Here is a 19961-nt window from a genome sequence, read left to right on the forward strand (position 1 = left end):
TACCGACCCGTCGGACCGCACTCATCACTTACCGTTATTTACGGCGCTAGCACCAGCTTGCCGAAGTTTTCGCCCGAAAACAGCTTTAGCAGCGTGGGGAGGAAGTTTTCGATGCCGTGTTCCACCTGCACTTTGGGCGTTTTCATCGTGCCTTCCTGAATCCAGCCGGCCATTTCCTGAGCGGCAATGCTGTAGTGAGGGGCGTTGTCGAATACCACAATACCCTCCATCCGGGCGCGGTTGACCAGCAGGGCCAGATAGTTTGATGGCCCTTTTACGGGCGTAGTATTATTGTATTGCGAAATGGCCCCGCAGATCACGATCCGCGCCCGCAGCCGAATCTGGGTCAGCACGTCGTCCAGAATATCGCCCCCCACATTGTCGAAATACACGTCGATGCCTTTGGGGCAGGCTTCGCGGAGAGCAGCGCGGACCGGCTGGGTTTTGTAGTTGATGCAGGCGTCGAAGCCCAGTTCATTCACGCAGTAAGCGCACTTTTCATCGTCGCCGGCAATGCCTACCACGCGGCAGCCTTTGATTTTGGCAATCTGCCCCACCACGCTGCCTACGGCCCCCGCTGCACCCGACACTACCACGGTCTCGCCCGCTTTGGGTTGTCCCGTGTTGATTAACCCGAAATAGGCCGTCATGCCAGGCATACCCAGCGTGGCGAGGTACGTTTCCAGCGGTGCCAGGTTAGTATCAACTTTGAGTAAATACGCCGGACTGGCGGGGTCGCTGGCCACGTTGCCATCGGCAAGAACGTATTGCTGCACGCCCAGCCCGCCCGTAACGTAGTCGCCGACGGCAAAGGCGGGGTGTTTCGATTCGACCACCTGCCCGGCTGCCCCCGCCCGAAACACGTCGCCGATGCCGATGGGAGGGATATAGGATTTGCCCTCGTTCATCCAGCCGCGCATGGCGGGGTCGAGAGAAATAAAGAGGGTTTTCACCAAAATCTGCCCATCCTCCAGGGGCGGTATCTCTACTGTATCAATCTCAAGGTTGGCGGGTTGGGGCATGCCCACTGGTCGCGATGCCAGTTTTACGCGGGTGTTTGAATAGGTCATGTTGTTGGTTATTGGTGGTTAGTAGTCATTCGCTGCGCAGCCGCGCAAGCAGGGCGTCGCGGGTGGGGCGTTCGTTAACCACGTCGTAGCGCAGCCCTTCAAGGTCCAGCGCGTCCACAAAGGTGGCATAATTGTCGACGGTAAATACGACGAGGTTGTCGAAGGGTTCATTAAACGGCTCAACCTCGGTTAGGCTGGCCTGTTTTTGCAAGGCCCGGTACGGCTCAGACCGCAGGTCGTCTTGCTTGAGAATGAAGTACCACATGTATTAATGTACGATTTATTAATTCTACCCAACGCGCACCCAACTATGCCCAACCTGTTGCATCTTGATTGGCCAATAACGTATTAAATCAACTGAATTCATGGCCCGTTTCGACACCCTGGTTCCCCTGCCCGGCAGCGACAAAACTGCCCCCAACAGCGACCCACTTAACACGCTCAAACCTACTGATGTTTTCGACGTAACCGTGCGTGTGAAACGCCGCCAGCCCATTGAATCGCTGGTGAGTACGGAGGCCACAGTGGCGCAGCCGCTTACGCAAAGTCAGTATACTGCGCAGTTTGGCGGCGACCCGGCTACGTTGCGGCTGGTAGAAGATTACCTGCACACACAGGGGCTGAGTACGGTGCTGCTTAGCGCGGCCCGACGCAGTGTGATTGTGCGGGGCACGGTGGCTCAGTTCAGTGCGGCTTTTGGCGTATCACTGGCCAACTACAAAGCACCCGACGGTACCGTTTTTCGAGGGCGTAGTGGCCCTGTGCAGGTACCCGCTGAACTGGTTGACTTACTCGAAGGTGTATTCGGGCTGGATAACCGCCCGGCGGCCACGGCCCATTTCCAGGTGCTGCGGAAAGAGGCGGGCGGCATTGCCAACCCCCGTGCCGTCACCACGTCGTTTAACCCCAATCAACTGGCCAACATTTATAACTACCCCACCGGCGTAACGGGCAAAGGCCAGCGCATTGCCATTATTGAACTGGGGGGTGGTTTCCGGCCCGCCGACATCACGGCCTATTTCAAAAGCCTCGGCCTGAAGGCCCCTGTGGTCAAGGCTGTATCGGTCGATGGTGGGGTCAACAGTCCCAGTACTGCCAACAGTGCCGACGGCGAAGTGATGCTTGATATCGAAGTGGCGGGGGCCGTAGCGCCGGGTGCTCAGCTGATTGTTTACTTCGCGCCTAACACCGACAAAGGATTTCTGGACGCCATCACCACCGCCCTGCACGATACCGTCAATAAGCCGTCGGTGATCTCGATTAGCTGGGGTGCCGCCGAAAAAAACTGGACCGCCCAGTCGCTAACCACGTTCAACCAGGCGTTTCAGGGGGCCGCTGCGCTGGGCATCACCGTCTGTGCGGCGGCGGGCGACACCGGGTCGGGCGATGGCGTAAACGATGGGAAAGCCCACGTCGATTTTCCGGCTTCAAGCCCGTTTGTGCTGGCCTGCGGGGGGACTAATTTGAAGACCAACGGCAACGTAATCATCTCCGAAACCGTCTGGCACGCCAGTAAAGACAGCGCCACCGGCGGGGGCATCAGCGACGCCTTCGACCTGCCCGACTACCAGCAAAAAGCCGGGGTGCCACCTTCCGTTAACGACGGCAAGCGCGTTGGCCGCGGCCTGCCCGACGTATCGGCCGTGGCCGACCCCGCTACAGGCTACAACGTCCGGGTGGATGGGCAGAATATGGTCATTGGGGGTACTAGCGCGGTGTCACCTCTTATGGCGGGGTTGGTAGCCCTGCTTAACCAGCAGCGGGCCAAACCGGTGGGTTTCCTGAATCCCATTCTTTACGCTAACCCCGCCGTTTGCCGCGACATCACCCAGGGCGACAACATCACCGTGGCGGGCAACAAAGGCTACAAAGCCCAACCCGGCTGGGACGCCGCCACCGGCCTTGGCGTAGTGGATGGGCAGAAGCTGGCGAAAGCGATCTGATTTACGAATTACGATGTACGATTTATTGCTGACGCCGAAGTACGCTGGCTTAGCCCAAGTGCGTCAGCAATAAATCGTAAATCGTACATCGTAATTCGTAAATCTAAAACCCTACCACACACCGCTCTCCGGCCAGCGCGGCCATATTTTCTTGCAGGAGCATAGCCGTACGGGCATTGTCGAAATGCTGGCTGTAGGCGGCGCGGAGTTCTTTGCGTTTCATGGCCTCCAGAAAACGGCGGGCGTCGTCGGGGGTTTCCAGCAGCAGGGGAGGCACCTCGGTAGGCTCGCCCGCTTCGTTTTTGGCCACCATCGTGAAGTAGGAGGTGTTGGTATGCTTCACCACGCCCGTCTTCACGTTTTCGGCAATAACCTTGATCCCCACCACCAGCGATGTGCGCCCCACGTAATTGACCGACCCCATCAGCGATACTAACTCGCCTACCTCAACCGGTTGCCGGAAATTGACCCCGTCTACCGACACCGTTACGCAGTATTCGCCCGCGTGTTTGGCGGCACAGGCGTAGGCTACTTTATCCATCAGCGAGAGTAACGTGCCGCCGTGAATTTTGCCGCCAAAGTTGGCGTAGGCCGGAATCATCAGTTCGGTCAGGGTCGTCTGCGAATGACGAACGGCGCGGGGGGCGTGTGTGGAATCGGGCATGAATGGCCGGAGCATATGGGCTGCAAAAATAGGCCACTACAGAGCTGATTCAAGCATTTTCAGCATAACTATCACCGGGTGCGGATGACGTGCAGCCGGTTGAGCAGCGATTTATGTGTGCCACCGGGCAGGGGTAGGGGGGCGCTACAATGCGCCAGCGTGATTTGGTGCGCTTCGACCCGGTCAATGTGCGTTAGGTTGACGATCAGTGATTTCGACAACCGCAGGAAAAGCCGGGGTGATAGGTGGTTTCCCCAATAGCCCAAATTGCCCGTCAGTATCAGTGGTTTTTCTCCTTTTCCTTCTGGTATCAGCCGTTTTGTTGCCGGGGCAGTTAGAAAGACAGACGTGAAATTACCGGCTGCCTGTAGGTACAAAATCTCCGTCTGCTGGACACGCGCATATCCCTTTTCGGTCGGCAAATACACGGGTTCTTCGGTAGCTCCCGCCCTTATCGGTTCACTCTGCTGAAAATTATGCAGGGCCAATTGCACTTGTTGTACCAATTCCCGTGGGCGCAGGGGTTTAGTCAAAAAAGCAAACGGATTGGTTGTTTTGGCCCGCTCAAAGGTGGCCTCGTCGGTGTTGCCAGTGAGGTAAATCAGGGGCATCCACGTATGGCGGAGCAGGGCACGAGCTGTGGCAACGCCATCGAGTTCAGGTAGACAGGTGTCGGCACTGCCTGCCAGGTTAATATCGACCACAGCAGCTTGTGCCGTACTACATGCAATAAGCCGAATCGCGTCCTGGTAAGTACGGGCAATGCCACAAATGCCAAAGCCTGCCCCAACCAGGGCTTCTTCAATGGCCACCGCCATCAGCAACTCATCTTCGACAATCAGAATCTGTAAAGGTTGTTTCATAACGATAAATCAAACGTGAATCCGGGCGGGCCACTAACGGTATAACTGCCTTCTAGTTGCCCTACCTGGATGGCAATGAGATACATTCCAAAACCAGCCTCACCTACCGTTGGGGCGATACCTGGACCGTTGTCTTGAACTCGTAACCGCAACCGGCCTGCCTCCTGCCAGCAACGTATATGAAGCATCGGCGCTGGATTATTGGGGAAAGCATACTTGCAAGAATTCGTAATTAACTCATTGATAATTAGTGCAATAGGAATGGTCTGATTGGGCTGTATAGGTACGTTGGTAAGGTCATAGTCGGGCTGTATACTGTCGTAGCCGTAGCTACGTAGAATCCCCCCCGCCAGGTCGGGAATGATGACAGTCAGGCCCAGGTTCATCAGTTTCTTGGTATCGTAGAGTTTCTGGCTCAGCGCGGCCATAGTATGTACCCGCAACTGACTTTCTTCCATGGCGCGCCTAGCATCAGCATCGACTAGCCGGTTCGATTGCAGGCTGAGCAGGCTTGTAATGTTCTGGTAATGGTTTTTCATCTGGTGGCTTTGCTCGTCTACTAACTGTGCATTTTGCCGACTGATGCGTTTATTGGTTTGGTTGAGCCGGTAAAATACCGTACCAAAAGCAGCAGCCAGAGCCAGCAGCCCCACGGTTGCGAAAGTGTACTGTCGTTGTACTTGCAACCGGCTATCACGTAGCGCCAGTTCGGTGCGTTGACTAGCCAGCATGGCTTCTCGCCGTTCAGTCTCGTACATCACATTTTGTCGGGCGATGTTAGCCCGTTGGTCGGCAGTCAATGTAGCGTGGCTTAGCGAGTCGGCCGTTTTCAGCCGAGTATAAGCCAGTTGCCATTGACCCTTCTTTTGGTGCCAGATAGCCCAGTTGTAATGAACAGTGGTTCGTACGGGGGCATCGACTAGCTTCTGGGTTTGACAAATAGAATCAGCTTTCAACAGATGAGCATAAGACATTGACAACTGTTTGATGGCCATGTAACTGGTAAACAAAGTGTTATGTAAAACAACCTGGTTGTTTGATCCTTTTTCCTGCTCATACATTGCCAGTGCATAGGTGAGGAGCGGAATGGCCTTGCGGGGTTGCCGTACTGACAGCATGCAACCCCAGTTGTAGCGCACGCCCGCCAATTCTTTGGGGTTAGCTAGTGTCAGGGCAATGGCTTCGGCTTTTTCTACGTACAAAAGCGCACTATCGGCAGAAGCCTTCAGCGATTTGTCGACGGAGGTGTCTTGCGCACATTGCCAGTGCAGGCCGCTCAACATAACGTAGCTGCTCATCAGGCTGTGCGGGTGATTCAATTGTCGGCTGTTGGCCAGTGCCCGCCTAGCATAGCCGAAGGCATCACTAAAATTGCCAACCGTGGCCCCATCGCCGGTTAGTTGAACATACACTTTATTGAGGTTGACAGATGGGCCGCGTGGCTCCCAGATTTTAAGAGCGTAGAGGAACCACTTTCGTGAAGTCGCATAATCGCCGGAGGCCCGGAACCGCTTGCCCATCAGGTAGGCAGCGTCGGCCATGGCCAGGGTATCATGTTGCGCCAATGCGTGGCGGTACTGGGCCTGGGCCTGGGCGAGTTTGGGATGTACAGAGGGCTGCGCCAGCAGTGTTGCCGACAGTATCAACAGGGGCAGGACAACAAGATGGCTCATGGGGTGTGGCAGCAACAGAAGCTATCCTATAAACCTACAAACTTGTCTGCATACGATCAATAGCTCAAGCAGTTAGTGGAGGAAAAACGGGCATCGGTAGCGGTGAGAGACGTGATTAAAATGACCCAAGTTGTGTACGCCGTTTAAAGTTTGCTTTGTGCCGGTCTGATACGATGAGTTCGGTGCCGTCGGTCATGATGACGGTCCCACCCCGCCCGTTGATATACTCTTTCAGATACGTTAGGTTGATGAGGCGACTTTCGTGAATCCGGCAAAAGGCAGGATCGTTCAACGACTTCTCAAACTCATCGAGCGTATGCGTGAGTCTGCCGAGTACGTTATCGACCAACTTGATTTCCTTCAAACCTAACTCGTTTTCGACCATCTTTTTTTCCCGAAGGCCATACAGGTTGAGGCAGCCTCGCTCCGTATCGGTCTGACAGTATTCAATGTCGCCTACGGCAATATAGACGCGGCCACTACCAACGGGAATACTGACTTTACCAACCCGACGTTGCTGATTATCAACTGATTGAATTATCTGTTGCCGGTATTCTGTGCGGTCATGCACCGAGCGGGACTGTACTTTTTCGACCGCTTTTCTCAATCGGTCGGGGTCAATGGGTTTCAGCAGGTAATCGACGGCATTGGCCTGAAACGCCCGGAGCGCATAGGTGTCGTAGGCCGTGCTAAACACCACGTCGAAGGTGATATCGGGTACGCCGGCCAGCAGGTCGAAGCCTGTTCTATCGCCGAGGTGAACATCCAGAAAAACCAGGTCGGGCTGTTGCGTGTCAATAGCCAGCAGGGCAGATTCTACGGTCTGGCAACGGCCCACCACCTGCACCGTGGTGGAGCAGTAATGTGCCAGCAGTTTTTCAAGCTTGTCCAGGCTGGGGTTTTCGTCGTCAATAAGCAGGGTTCGGAGCATATCGGTAGGGGACTAGGCAATACTCAGCGGTAGGCCAACGGTTGCTTCGGTACCGTCCGTTCGGTCGGCGAGCGTTACGTACCCATTTGCTTTTTTCAGCCGGTTGATAATCTCGATTCGGGCCTGAGTGATGTTCAGGCCATGCGATTTGCGGGTGGGTTGGGCCTGCTTTTCCTGCGCGGCCCGTTTGCGCCCAATGCCGTTGTCGGTGACGGAACAGACGAGCATGTCGCCCTCTTGCCGCACCCGGATGGTAATCAGGCCGTCTGCTTCTCTCATAGCCAGACCGTGCCAGATGCTATTTTCTACGAATGGTTGAAGCAATAGCGGCGGAATCTGGGTACGTTGCGGGTCGAGGGCTGGGTCAATCTCGATCCGGTAAGTAAACCGATGGTCGAGCCGCAGGCTTTCCAATTCCATGTATAGTTCCAGCGTGGCCATGTCTTCTGCCAGGGGGGTCTCTTTGCGGTCCGAATCATCGAGAATAGCCCGCATCAGGCTGGCGAACTTGGCCAGGTAGCGATCAGCGGTAAAGGGATCGTTGTTCAGTACATAGTTGCTGATCGAATTAAGCGCGTTGAAGATAAAATGCGGGTTGATCTGCGAACGCAGTACGTCGAGTTTGGTATCGGCAATGAGCGTATCGAACCTGACGGCTTTTACCTGCTCATCGGCATCGCGTTTGCGTTTATAGAACAGAAAACTGACCCCCGCCGCCAGCATTAGTGCGCCAGCCCCACCCATGATGGCATTGCGTTTAGTTTGTTGCTGCTGCAATTCGGCAGTGTGTTGTGCGTTCAGGACGGCAGTTCGTTTCTCCTGCTCGAAGCGTTCTTCCAGCCGGGCAATCTCAGCTTTCTTTTCATCGCTCATCAGGCTGTCGCGCAGGGACGTTGCTTTGTCGAGATTTGTGATTGCCAACTGCTTTTTCCCTTGGGCAATGTAGATGTAGCCTAGCAGTTGCGCGATCTGCCGTTGACTTTCCATCATATTTAACTCCTGAGCCAGTTTCATAGCCTGTTTGGCATGTTGCTCGGCTTCATCGAAGCGCTCGAATTCCCAAAGTACATCAGCCACGCCTGCCTCCAGCATCGAAGAAATCTGTCTATCACCTGCCTTTTCAGCGTTGACGATGCCTTTCTTAAACAACTCAATAGATTTTGTTGGCTGTTTGAAGTTCGTGTGGGCAATACCCAAACTGTTCAGCGCATAGGCTGCAACCTGATAATCGTGGTCGGTTTCGGCCTGCGCCAGACTACGGCTGACAAACGTAATGCCTTTCTCGAACGCACGTTTCCGAAAATATGCCTCACCTAAATTGAGCAGCGCGATGCGTTCCTCCCGCCGCAGGTCGGGGCGTTTTAGCCGTTGCACTGTGTTCAGAAACTGCGTGAACGCCACAATCGCCTTATCATAATCCTGCACGTTGAGGTAAATGGTGCCGAGGTTGTTTTGCTCGGTGGCCTCAAATAAAGTACGTTGGTCCGGGCTTTTTATGGCATGGCTTGCGGCAAGCGCTTTGTGATGGTAGTCAACCGCTTTGGCGTATGCACCCGCTGACATCTCGATTTTGCCAAGCTGCCGGTAAGCCGCAGCAACGCCCATCGGCCAGTTTATGGTCTGCGCCAGCCTCAGGCTTTCGTCGGCGTAGCGGATAGCTTCTTTAGGTTCTATGGTGGTCATGGCATCGCCTAGCGTGACCAGCAACTTCACCCGCGTAGTATCTTTTTTCAGATACAGCTTACTCTGTTTTTTCAGGGAATCGAGTTGCTGTGGCGTAACCTGCGCGGAGGCTGAAAACGCAGCAAGCAGACCGGTCAAAAGTAGACAGATATGGTAGTTCATGAGTGGGTGGAGGAACATAGGTGTGATATAATGACTCAAGCTACTCAGCCAAGGTCAGTTACGCAAAGGTAGAGGCAACGCAGTTTCCAGCGGTTTCAACGCATTTCCCAGCCATACCAACACGGTTATGAACTCCCATTTTTTCGCTCATTTTCGCCCCATTATGTTTGATCTATGGTTAGCGGATAATCGTTAACCAGCTCACAAATAACCACTTACAGCAATGAACGAGCCAAGCGAACGAGACAAGGCCATCGAACGGATGGAAGAAAATGGGCGGCACCAGTCGGGTAGCCACGACGACGTGTATAAGCAGGAGGGCAAGAAAGCACTGATGGTCGACAACGACGGATTCGTCAAGGAAATCGGTGAGGGTAGCTGGCGGCGCTATGATGCCCGCGACGACCAGTAACCAGGCCATAAAGTCCGTCTGGGTGGCCTGTCTACCGCCCGGACGAGGCTACTTTTTTGGGCCGAAAATTACGTTTTGCGAAACCCCCGGTTGGTGGAGAAAAAACCGGCGTTGGTGGAGATGTCACCACGAATATGCTCAGGAAAATGTACGTTGGGTGCAGGTTCATCGACTAGCTTCCATGTCGGCGTTTCAGCCGACAGGCAGCGAGCTGTAGGAGTGCGACAGTGTAAGCACCCCAGATTAATAGGTAGTCTTGTTTTATGGTGATTCAACTTTCTACATTCTATACTTAATCAAATCAACCGATGGAATTTGTTAATGGATTTTTCAGCTCTTTATTAGCTGTAGTGTTTTGGGGAGGGTCTATTTATTTCCTTTACAGAACATACACAAAAAACAGAAAATTTGTCGACAATCCCGAGTATTTTCAACAGGCTGGTGTAACAGTCAACTATAACAAAGGAACAATTCAGTTTGGTAAACATATCTATACTGTTTCCCAGGTTAGAGGCATTAAGTCTATCATCGAAGACAGCGGTATAAGTGGTCGAGTAATAGTTAATGTTGAGGTTGCAGACATGACCAAGCCCGTGCATACAATCATCGTCACGAATCAGCAACAGGGCCGTTCTTTCATTAATCGGCTTTCGCTGGCAATCTCGAAAGCTGGTGGCCCAAATTTTGAATAAAAGAGTATTTTACCTGGTGCTGTCACCTGTCGCACGACAGGGTAAGCGCCCACAAAGGTTGAGCATCTTGATTATAGGTCTTTCTCATTTTACCCCCATCTCTACATGGATACCATAATCATACTTGCCATCATTGGCGGAGTAATTTATTTTCTCTACACGGTTAGCAAAAAGCGTAAAACCGTCGTCGTCAATGAAAATTCATTTTACCAAAACGGTGTCAAGGTTGACTTTACCACTGGCATGATAACAATCGGAAAGCACACTTACCCCGTCAGCAAGGTTACGGGTATTAAATCCAATACACTGGTGAAAACTAAAGCATCTATTCTGGCTAATCAGGGCAGCGTGGATATAGAGGTGGATGATTTTGTTAAACCTGTTCACAAAATAAACTTCAACGGATATTCAGTAGACAAAGACACAAAGGAATTTGCTCAACGATTATCCATTGCTTTGAGAAAAGCTGGTGGCCCAAATTTTACTTAACTGCTTGTAGTGTGTGCCATTTGCTCCGCGCTCTCACCTGTTGGGCCACAGGCAGCACGTCCCTGATCCCAAGCGTTTAGCCCATCGAAGACAGGGGTTTAAAGCTGGCAAGTGGATCGAGTTCAGCCAAGTAGTTCGCTTGTTCACCAGCCCCTGTAGGCGATTGGATTTGATGGTCCCTCAACGGTAATACGTACCGATTCTATTACGTCTTTAAAACCTGATACGATGATGAAAACGCTTTACTTTTCTGTTTGCCTCTGTTTTGCTGGCTTTGCGGCCAACGCCCAGGAAGTTCTTACAAACCAGAGCGTTATAGCCATGTATCAGGCGAAGGTAGCCCGCCCGCTGATCGCTGACAAAATAAATGTCGGTCGATCTAAGTTCGACATGACGACCAATGGACTGCTAGAGTTAAAAAGCGCCGATGTGCCCGAATCGATCATGGAAACGATGCTTTCTCTGACGCATCCAACGGACATACTTACCAACGACGATGTGATCCGGCTATACCAGGCAAAACTTGGCCGAAGGCTGATCACGCAGAAAATCCAGGCTGGCCCCACCCGTTTCGATGTCAGCACGGATGGTATGATCCAACTTAAAATGGCTAATGTGCCGGAGGGCATCATCAAAATAATGATGACATCAGGGGGGACAGCACTTACCTCAAAACCAGACACAAAAACGCAGGCCAGAGTAGCGCAGGTCAATTACACAAACCCGTCTACAGAACGTGGCAAAACGGCTATAACAGATTCGGAACGACCGCAGGGGACCAAAAAATCGAACGGACCAACAGCAGACTGCGCAACCTGGAATGACAAGTTCACCAAGAAAACCGTGCGGGCTTCGCGGGTGACACTCCGTGGATGGAAGCCAGGGGCGGTAGCTCTGAACACACTGGTTGGTCAGGGAAGTGCCAACGCTTTCGGGATTGAAGACATGGAAGTAAGCTTGATCTTTCGGGCTGATGGTAATGACCTGACACTGGTACTCTATGCCAGCAAGCCGGGTATTCACACCATGTTTGTCAGTAGTGATAAGCCCTTGATGTTGTTGATGCAGGATGGTTCGGTGTTGCAGTTTCTGCCTGCCGAAAGTTCGGAGTCTGATTACTCCTGGGGTAGTGGCTATTCGATGGACTCCGAGATGCTGATGTACTACAAGCTTTCACCCGAACAGGCACGGCTACTGTCGCAGAAACTCGTAAAAGAATATCGGCTGAACTTCTACAACCGAAAGTTTGCCGAAGACAAAGTCAATGAAAGCCGCGCCCTGCAGGTGCGGGCTGCCGCACAGTGCCTGTTGAATTAACCCGCCGGCGTGATCCATACCGCCGCCTCACGCCTCGATACCGACTGCTTTCTGATTCTGTCCACACCATACTTTTTTATGAAAACGTATCTCCTGTTACTGTTGGGTGCCCTTGGCTGCACCCCTGTTTTCGGCCAGCAATGGCGAATCGCCCCAACAGTGGGCGTGAACTTGGCAACCATTTCTTATTCGAACGCCTATTTAAATCTATTCACCAGCAATGGAAGCCGGGTAAGTCCTGGCTTTGTACCACGATGGCAGGTAGGCGCATTGATTGACTATACGATTAGTGAACAGGTTGGTATCCGATCCGGTCTACTGTACTCAACAAGAGGAAGTAATATTCAGACTAGCGTCACCCGGTCAGGCTATACGGTGACTGCCAGTGGTAGCAATCAAATCAATTACCTCGATGTACCGTTGCTGGTCACGGTTGGGTTGGGAGAGAATGGATTTCGATTGGTAGGTGGTCTTGTGCTGGGTATTGCTCTAAGCGGAACGAGTAAAACTGACGCTTATACGGTTGCGGGCTACAAGTTCGACGGTGAAGAAGCTAAACTACCAATTGGCAATAGTTCCAATGATAGGATTGTGCCCACTGATGTCAGTGTCAGTCTGGGTATACTAAAACAGCTTGACTTAAACCGACGCTTCCTTGAGTTAGGATTTCATATTCAACCCTCCCTATCCAGTTTCGCTACAGGTACAAAACAATACCCTAGTTACACGTCCACGTATTTTCAGTTTGGGCTTAAAGCTTCCTATTTCTTCGACATAGGTCGCTAACCAGATGGCCGGTTTCAGCGGCGGTAAAAGCTTTCCCACTTATCACACCTTTTTTTATGAAAACGACATCTATTCTACGTCTGTGGCCCGTCTGTAGACTAGCCATAACACTTACCATAAGCCTGTTAGCTTGTGGTAAAAAAACCGTTGACCCATCTGTGGCCGATAAGGTTAAACGGGTTTGGACGGCCCAGAGCGTGAAAGAAAACGCCACCGTGGTCTACACCAAAGGCGGGGCCAGCAACGTGCGCAACTACAGCCCCTACCGCCTCGACCTCAGTAGCCCACCCGCCGTGAGCTTCACCGATTACGATGGCATCACCGTCAACGGCCAGTATGCCGTACCGAGCGATACCCGCCTCGTGCTGTCGGGCCTGACCCCGGCACCCACCGGCACAGGCGGCACCATCGAGTTCACGATCAACGCCAGCACTGATACCCAGATAACCCTGACCCGCGTCACAGCCAGCCCCAAAACGGGTAATAGCACCAACCAGTACGTATTGATCAACCCATAGTAAAACCACATTAATACCATGAAAAACATTCTCTACCTCCTTGCAATGATGCTGTTGTGCAGCATCGGCTCTTCTTCAGCGCAGTCGAGTTGTGCCAGTATAATTAAAAATATCGGTTTTGAAAAAAAACGAGGAAATATAGAATATGTAACTAAACTAAACGCCACTGTTGTACTATTCTATGCTGAAGATCAATATTATGGAAAAGAATTGTGGAAAACAGACGGCACATTGCAAGGAACGTCATTGGTTAAAGATATAGCACCGGGCACAAAATCCTCAAGATATGGATATGAGGCTATAACCGGCAATATAACTGTATCTGATATTGCTGGTGATAATAAGCCAGTAGTATTAAATGGAATAATGTACTTTGAAGCAAATGATGGCACTCACGGCTACGAAATATGGAGAAGTGATGGAACAGATAAAGGAACATTTATGATTACAGAGATAAACGAAGGTGCCGCATACGATAGAGAAAAACAATCTTTTAGATCTTTCTTTATTTATAATAATGAGGTTTATTTTTGGGATAATTCAAGAATTATATTTAACAGTACTCCTGTAGTGGTCTGGCGTTTATTTAAAACAAAGGGTAGTATAGAATCGACAACATTGGTTGGAGAATTCCAAAATTTTCAGTCTTTTAAGCCCAAATTATTCAATTATAAAGGATCGCTTAGTTTTTTACTCGGACCATCGTCGTATGAAACTCGAATCGAAGAGTCAAATCGCTTTTACCAAATGAATACTTTAGGGCAAATATCAAAAATAAAATTACACGTAGATGGGATAAATAACATTAGCGCTGCGAACGGACAATTGTATTTTACTAATAAAAAAGGTTTATTTAAGTCAGATGGTACAATGGCTAGTACTATTTTAGTTAGAGAAAGTGGTAGTGTATTCTCTACTAATAGCATCAACACTGACTTTTGGGGTGATGACCGTTTCGTTTATTTCTTACATAACAGTAGTTTGTGGCGTACCGATGGCACTATGACAGGAACATTCTCACTCCAGAACAATGTACGTTTTAGTAATACAGATTTATTTTCCGAAACGAGGGTTTTTATATATAAGAATGAATTATATTTCATAGATTATGGAACAAAAAACAATCTTCTTAAAGGTGTTAAAGTTTGGAAAACAAATGGTACAATAGAAGGAACAATACCAGTTGTAGATGTTGACCCAGAAGGGAAAGGCGAAGCTATTATAAGGCTTGTAACAGAGATAGATGGTAATTTGTATTTTTATGGAAAAGTTAATGGAGTAAGCGCTGATGCAAATACCAAATCAGGAATATGGAAAACTGATGGGACTCAATCAGGAACTAAGGTCTTATGTCCATTAGGGCCTGATTTAGAATGTCGCATGATAAATCCTACATTCAAAGATTATGGATTTCTCTCAATAGATAAAAGTTTAATTTTTTTGGGATTTCCTACAAGCTACGCTAATAATAATTATGATGATACGGAACTCTATCGCACAGACCTTAAAAACTGCCCTAATATTAGTCTTGTTGTTACTGGTTCTCTGGTTTTTTGTCCAAACACTACTACCACATTATCGGCAACGGCGACGGGTGGCATGACTCCGTACACGTATCGCTGGCAGCAGGGTACCACCGCTATAGGGACTGGCTCAGCCAGCCTGACGGTCAACGCGGCGGGGGCGTATACGGTCATAGCAACGGATGCCAACGGTTGTAGTGGGTCGTCGCCGGTCACGGCCACACAACGTACCGCTCCCACCGTGTCACTGCCTGCCGCGGTCTCGTTCTGCGCCGGACAACCGATCACACTCACGGCCACGGCTGCGGGTGGCACCAGCCCTTATACCTATGCCTGGAAACAGGGTACTGCTGTTATTGGTACGTCGGCGGCAACATTATCGGTCAATGCGGGGGGGACATATGTCGTAACCGTGACGGATGCAAGCGGTTGCGCCAGCAGCTCGGCCACCGCTACCGTGACGCAGCGACCCAGCCCCACCGTTACCGTTACAGCCTCTGCACCGGGCTTCACTGCGGGCAACAGCGTGACGCTCACAGCCAATACCGGCACGGGTCTGACCTACCAGTGGACCCGCGACGGACAACCCATTGCCGGAGCCACCCAGGCAACATATGTAGCGCAGCAGCCGGGGGATTACGGCCTCACAGTGTCGCAGGATGGCTGTTCGGCCACGGCAACGGCCACTCAGATCAGCCTGATTACCGCCATTGAAGAACCACAAACCGGCCCCGATTTTACTTTGACGGCCTCGCCAAATCCCAACCCCGGAGCCATTCAGATACGCATTGTGACCCAGCCGGGGCGTACTATTTCGGTTACGCTTACCCTCCACGATCTGACCGGGCGCAGCCTGTGGCAGAAGCAGATCAGCGTGGCGGGGCAACACACCGAACAACTCGACCTAACACCGCAGCCCACCGCTATCTATCTGCTCCGCGCCACTAGCAACGGGCAGCAAGGTGCGTTGCGGTTGCTACGGCAATAGGCCCTTTTATGTCTTCATCATCGTTTCGCCGAGGGGTGGTCATTGTGAACAGGGGTGGTACGCGTATGGGCATTTTTATCAATGACCATGAGTTTATGCACTCCAGTTCAGGAAACCACCACGTAATCAGGAGAGGGTTAGATATACTGACGGCTGTTTTCGGGTATGATTATGTACTCTGGTAGTCGTATTGATACAACACTGAGTCAACCGGCGCGGCGCATTTTACTGTTGAGCTGATAACGGCAGCGAACGGGTCAAGCCAGAATAACTGGAACTGGCATAAATAAAAAATCTGCTGTTGCTTCGCGCAGGTAAGAACGAGCGCGAAGCAACCTTAGACATTAAACTCAACGCAATAGCCATGATTTCGGGGCGGCTTGTCCGTAGTTGGCCAATACCAGCCGTTCGTGGGGGTTTACCACCAATTCCCGCACGGGCGACTTAGCCGTGGAGATGACCGTTTCGGCGCGGGTGTCGAGGTCGTAACGCAGCACCTCGCCGGTGAGTGTCCCTAGCAGCAGGCCCTGTGCACGCTGTTGCGCCACCGACCCAAGAGCTTTGGTGACAGCCAGAATCTGTCCTGGTTCCGAGGCGGCATATTGCCACACAAATAGACCGGGCGTACCGGCGGTAGCCAGCAGACTGTCGGTCCGGAAAGCCAGCGAACGAACGGGCGTACTGAACGGTTTGGCCCGCCGTTGTTGGTGTGTTTTCAGGTCATACACGGTCACGTTGCCATCAACGTAGCCCATGGCTAGTTGCGAACCGTCGGCGTTGAAAACGAGCGAGACAGGCAGCTTGCCGGGGGGCACGGGCAAGGCCAACCGCTTGCCGGAGGCACTGTTGACCAGGTTGGCGGTCTTGGTTGTCAGCACGGCCACCAGCGTTCCGCCTGGTTGTGGTTGCAGCGCCACCACCCGCCCAGGGACCTGCGCCCGGCCCACTATGTTGCCCGTTTTTGGTTGCCAGAACAGCAGCCGTCCGCTGGCATCGCCGCTCGCGATAGTGTCGCGGTCGGGCCAGGAAGCCAAGCTGCCCACTACCTGCCGGTGTCCGCGAAACTCGCTCACCAGCAGGGCCGTACGTCCGTGATAGATACCAATCTGCGACCGCTTGGCCGAGGCTACCAGCACCAGGCGGCCATCGTGGCTATAGGTGGCCCGCCCCGCGTTGGCCGACTGATACCGAAATTCGCGGCGTGGTAGGGTAGCGGGGGCTTCGGCCTGTGCCAGATAACCCGCCAACAGTAATCCCGCTAGCATGCATTGTTTCATAGCCATTGCTCTAGCGGAAAATGGTGTATGTTTTCTGGTAGTCGTCGATCGGAATGGTTACGTCGACGCGCTTGAGCACCACGGTGTTATTTTCCACGTCGAAAGAAGGAATGCCGTAGCTCGTTTTGGCGAAATTATCCCTCACTTTGGCGGCATCACGGGGGGGCACTTTAATGCGGTAGCGGTCGCCAAACATTCTCGATTGCAACAGGTATGTCTCGCTGTCGGCATCGTAGGGGCCAACCACAAAAGCCTGCCAGTCTACAGTGTTGCCAAATTTATTGATGATTTTATCGCGGCATTCGCGGGTTAGCTGGTCGGCCTGTTTTTCTTTTTTGTCCATTCGCCGCTGGAAATCGTCGGTTTTCTCAAACTCACCGCGCACGCTCCACTGCTGCATACCCGTGGTCATGCAGGCTGCCACGCGGTCGTCGGTGGTAGGCATACGCCAGAGCTTCAGTGTTCCGTCGCGACTGACGCTGGCCAGGGATTTGCCGTCGGGCTGAAACATGACGCTTTCCACCTCAGCGCTGTGCAACGTGCCCGATACGTCGGTAATGAGCAGGCCCGTGGCCATGTCCCAAAGCTTTACCTTATGGTCGCCGCCACCCGTGGCAATCAACTGACCATCAGGGCTGAAAGCCACCGTCCAGGTGTCTGACACGTGGGCCGGAAAGGTGTAGATCATTTGCTTCGTTTCGGTATCCCAGACGCGGGCGGTGTTGTCCCAGGCACCGCCCACCACATAGCGGCCATTGGGGCTGTAGCGGGCATCCCATACTTCGTCGGTATGGCCCAGCAGGACGTACTTCTGCTGCCATGTTTTGGTGTCCCACGCCCGGATGCTGCGGTCACCACTGGCGGTGAGTAGTTCAGTGCCTTTGGGGTTAAACGCTACCGAGGTTACGTTGTCGTGGTGAGCATCGATGGTGGCTACCTTGATGCCGCTGAATGTTTCCCAGACAATAGAGCGACCATCCCAACTGGCCGAGGCAATCAGTTTGGAGTCGGGGCTGAAGGCCACGTCGCGCACGTAATCGGTGTGGTCGGTCAGTTTGCGGAGAATATCGCCGGTGATAGCATCCCAGAGAATGAGCGTGTTATCAACGCCGCCGGAAGCAATATAACGCCCATTGGGGCTGTAGCGAACGGTCACGACGTCGTCGGTATGGCCTTTCAATACCAGCATCTGTTCGCCACTGACGGCATCCCAGATGGTGATATTGCGCGACTGTCCGCCCGTGACAATGCGTTTTCCGTCGGGGCTGTAATCGAGCGAAAGAACGGGTGCGCCCGTGTTCACTTCGAGCGTCATTTTAGTGGCCTGTGCTGTTGCAGCAGAGGGCAACAGCAGGGAGGTGCTCAGCAGAGCAGTGAGAAGGTAAATCTTAATCATTTTTCTGTCATTAAATGGATTAATTAACTGGTTAATAACTCCCCCCAACGCGCCGCGTGGGTGCGCCGGGGATATCGGGTAACGCCGAAGGCATCGCGCTGGCCAGACCAGTCGTATCGGCGGGTAAGCTATTGAGAAACAGTACTAAACGCTTTTGGTTAGCTACGTTTACTAGCCGTTGTCGGGCATGAAACGGGCTGGTAAGCACGGCTTCCAGCGTGGGGGCGGTGCCATCGGCAAGGTAGGGCGGCGTGAGGGGCAAATAGCGCAGGCCAGGCGTACGTACCCAACGGCCGGGTGCTACTTCGTGCCGTTTTCCATCGCGGTAAGTGGGGGCGGGATGGCAGGTGCCGCAGCCTGCATCAGCAAAGAGCTGGGCAGCGGCGTTGGTGGCTACCGGTGGTGACTCCACTGCCCGATTACCCGAACTTGCCAGCTGGTTCAGGTAAGCAATCAAGGCCTTGTTGATAGTCTGTTCCGACGGTTTTTGGCTGTATACCTGCTCAAACCACGTTCGGTATGTACGGCTGCTGCTAAGCCGGGCCGTAAGCTGAGCATAGCTGCTGTTTAGCTCTGTCGGGTTGGTCAGCACCGACTGAATCACCAGGGCCAGGCTACCCGCTCTGCCGTCGTGGAAGAACGTTCTCTGGCGGGCAGCACCCAGCAGGGTAGGGGTATTTATAGCCAGATTTTGGGCGAATGCGTAGGCACGCGCTGTAACCCGCTGGTCAGTGAAGGCCTTTTGCGGGCGGTGGCATGAGGCGCAGCTTCGCTTATAATTTCCTGACAGAACAGGGTCGAAAAATAACATACGGCCCAGCTCAACTGCATCTATTTTAGAAGCAGGCTGCGCGGTCAATAGCACCGGAGCAAGGCAAAAGGCCAGCAGCAGTACGTAATGAATGCAGGTATTGACCAGCAAAGTGAACACGCGTAACTAATTAAGTGGTAGTGTAGGTGAATAGTGGCGATTATTAGTTGGACATCAAAAGTAAGCTAGGGTCAATCATTTTTGTAATCGAATACCTGCCGAATAAATAATTTATAAGTCTTTCTGCATCAATAGGCTATGAACCATTCCCGATTTGTCCGGTTCCACAATCAGCTCAACGCGCTCGACGACCTGTTGGCTGGCCTGTCCGTGCAGCAACTACAACAACAGGGTCAGCCTGGTAAGTGGTCAATTTTTGAGCAGATAGCACACCTGGCCCGGTATCAGGTTGTGTTTCAGCAGCGTATCGACCTCATCTGTCAAACCGACCAACCCCATTTCGACCGGTATATAGCCGATGATGACCCCAATTTTGCCCCCTGGCTGGTTCTTACTACTACTGAGCTACTAGCGCAACTGAAACAGGATAGGGCCGCACTTAACCACACGCTGGCTACCCTTACTGATATACAACTGCGCCGGACCGGTACTCACCCTACATTTGGCGCAATGGACCTTGAAGGCTGGACTGAGTTCTTCCTGCTTCACGAAGCGCATCATTTTCTGAGTATTATGCGGTTGGCAGCTTCAGCGAAGAATGGGTAAATTCAGTTATGACATCGTTTATTACACAAACGAAGCT

19 protein-coding genes are annotated in these 19961 nt (G+C 52.4%); 9 read left to right on the forward strand and 10 right to left on the reverse strand.

Annotated features, from left to right (window positions below; genetic code table 11):
• Window positions 1-38 precede the first annotated feature (38 nt).
• Complete coding sequence (locus J2I48_RS02305; RefSeq protein WP_207333775.1) at window positions 39-1070, reverse strand: NADP-dependent oxidoreductase; 1032 nt, start codon at window positions 1068-1070, stop codon at window positions 39-41.
• 25 nt (window positions 1071-1095) lie between these two features.
• Window positions 1096-1335 (reverse strand): hypothetical protein, encoded by a 240-nt coding sequence (locus J2I48_RS02310; RefSeq protein WP_207333776.1) that lies wholly within the window; start codon window positions 1333-1335, stop codon window positions 1096-1098.
• 100 nt (window positions 1336-1435) lie between these two features.
• On the opposite strand from J2I48_RS02310, the gene J2I48_RS02315 reads away from it, so the two are divergent.
• Window positions 1436-3013 (forward strand): S53 family peptidase, encoded by a 1578-nt coding sequence (locus J2I48_RS02315; protein ID WP_207333777.1) that lies wholly within the window; start codon window positions 1436-1438, stop codon window positions 3011-3013.
• A gap of 103 nt (window positions 3014-3116) precedes the next feature.
• On the opposite strand, the gene J2I48_RS02320 is transcribed toward J2I48_RS02315, so the two are convergent.
• The 5 genes from J2I48_RS02320 to J2I48_RS02340 form a co-directional block, all read right to left on the reverse strand.
• Entirely contained in the window at window positions 3117-3677 is a 561-nt protein-coding gene (locus tag J2I48_RS02320) for an acyl-CoA thioesterase (RefSeq protein ID WP_207333778.1), read from the reverse strand.
• Window positions 3678-3748: 71 nt separating this feature from the next.
• Window positions 3749-4540, reverse strand: a complete 792-nt coding sequence (locus tag J2I48_RS02325; RefSeq protein WP_207333779.1) for a response regulator transcription factor — start codon at window positions 4538-4540, stop codon at window positions 3749-3751.
• A complete protein-coding gene (locus J2I48_RS02330) occupies window positions 4537-6213 on the reverse strand; it encodes a sensor histidine kinase (protein ID WP_207333780.1) in 1677 nt (558 codons plus the stop codon). The genes J2I48_RS02325 and J2I48_RS02330 overlap by 4 nt, the downstream gene beginning before the upstream one ends.
• Window positions 6214-6328: 115 nt before the next feature.
• On the reverse strand, window positions 6329-7144 hold the full coding sequence (locus J2I48_RS02335) for a LytR/AlgR family response regulator transcription factor (protein WP_207333781.1): 816 nt from the start codon (window positions 7142-7144) through the stop codon (window positions 6329-6331).
• Between the two features lie 12 nt (window positions 7145-7156).
• Complete coding sequence (locus tag J2I48_RS02340; protein WP_207333782.1) at window positions 7157-9007, reverse strand: tetratricopeptide repeat-containing sensor histidine kinase; 1851 nt, start codon at window positions 9005-9007, stop codon at window positions 7157-7159.
• 205 nt (window positions 9008-9212) lie between these two features.
• On the opposite strand from J2I48_RS02340, the gene J2I48_RS02345 reads away from it, so the two are divergent.
• The 7 genes from J2I48_RS02345 (at window position 9213) to J2I48_RS02375 (ending at window position 15714) form a co-directional block, all read left to right on the forward strand.
• On the forward strand, window positions 9213-9401 hold the full coding sequence (locus J2I48_RS02345; protein WP_207333783.1) for a hypothetical protein: 189 nt from the start codon (window positions 9213-9215) through the stop codon (window positions 9399-9401).
• Window positions 9402-9709: 308 nt separating this feature from the next.
• Window positions 9710-10093, forward strand: a complete 384-nt coding sequence (locus J2I48_RS02350) for a hypothetical protein (RefSeq protein WP_207333784.1) — start codon at window positions 9710-9712, stop codon at window positions 10091-10093.
• A 105-nt stretch (window positions 10094-10198) separates the two neighbouring features.
• Window positions 10199-10582 carry a hypothetical protein gene (locus tag J2I48_RS02355; protein ID WP_207333785.1) on the forward strand — a complete coding sequence of 128 codons (384 nt, stop codon included), beginning with the start codon at window positions 10199-10201 and terminating at the stop codon, window positions 10580-10582.
• 231 nt (window positions 10583-10813) lie between these two features.
• Window positions 10814-11899 (forward strand): hypothetical protein, encoded by a 1086-nt coding sequence (locus J2I48_RS02360; RefSeq protein ID WP_207333786.1) that lies wholly within the window; start codon window positions 10814-10816, stop codon window positions 11897-11899.
• Window positions 11900-11977: 78 nt separating this feature from the next.
• Window positions 11978-12685, forward strand: a complete 708-nt coding sequence (locus J2I48_RS02365; protein WP_207333787.1) for an outer membrane beta-barrel protein — start codon at window positions 11978-11980, stop codon at window positions 12683-12685.
• A gap of 56 nt (window positions 12686-12741) precedes the next feature.
• Window positions 12742-13203: a hypothetical protein gene (locus tag J2I48_RS02370; protein ID WP_229375756.1), complete on the forward strand. Its 462-nt coding sequence runs from the start codon at window positions 12742-12744 to the stop codon at window positions 13201-13203.
• Window positions 13204-13221: 18 nt separating this feature from the next.
• Window positions 13222-15714 (forward strand): T9SS type A sorting domain-containing protein, encoded by a 2493-nt coding sequence (locus tag J2I48_RS02375; RefSeq protein WP_207333788.1) that lies wholly within the window; start codon window positions 13222-13224, stop codon window positions 15712-15714.
• Between the two features lie 350 nt (window positions 15715-16064).
• Here J2I48_RS02375 and J2I48_RS02380 read toward each other — a convergent pair whose 3' ends face one another.
• The 3 genes from J2I48_RS02380 to J2I48_RS02390 are packed head-to-tail and all read right to left on the reverse strand — an operon-like array spanning window position 16065 to window position 19318.
• Window positions 16065-16979 carry a WD40 repeat domain-containing protein gene (locus J2I48_RS02380; protein WP_207333789.1) on the reverse strand — a complete coding sequence of 305 codons (915 nt, stop codon included), beginning with the start codon at window positions 16977-16979 and terminating at the stop codon, window positions 16065-16067.
• Between the two features lie 22 nt (window positions 16980-17001).
• Window positions 17002-18387, reverse strand: a complete 1386-nt coding sequence (locus tag J2I48_RS02385) for a WD40 repeat domain-containing protein (protein ID WP_207333790.1) — start codon at window positions 18385-18387, stop codon at window positions 17002-17004.
• Between the two features lie 31 nt (window positions 18388-18418).
• A complete protein-coding gene (locus tag J2I48_RS02390) occupies window positions 18419-19318 on the reverse strand; it encodes a cytochrome-c peroxidase (protein ID WP_207333791.1) in 900 nt (299 codons plus the stop codon).
• 138 nt (window positions 19319-19456) lie between these two features.
• On the opposite strand from J2I48_RS02390, the gene J2I48_RS02395 reads away from it, so the two are divergent.
• A complete protein-coding gene (locus J2I48_RS02395) occupies window positions 19457-19924 on the forward strand; it encodes a DinB family protein (RefSeq protein WP_207333792.1) in 468 nt (155 codons plus the stop codon).
• The last annotated feature ends 37 nt before the right edge of the window (window positions 19925-19961 follow it).

This window comes from Fibrella aquatilis (assembly GCF_017353255.1).
GTDB classification, from domain to species: domain Bacteria; phylum Bacteroidota; class Bacteroidia; order Cytophagales; family Spirosomataceae; genus Fibrella; species Fibrella aquatilis.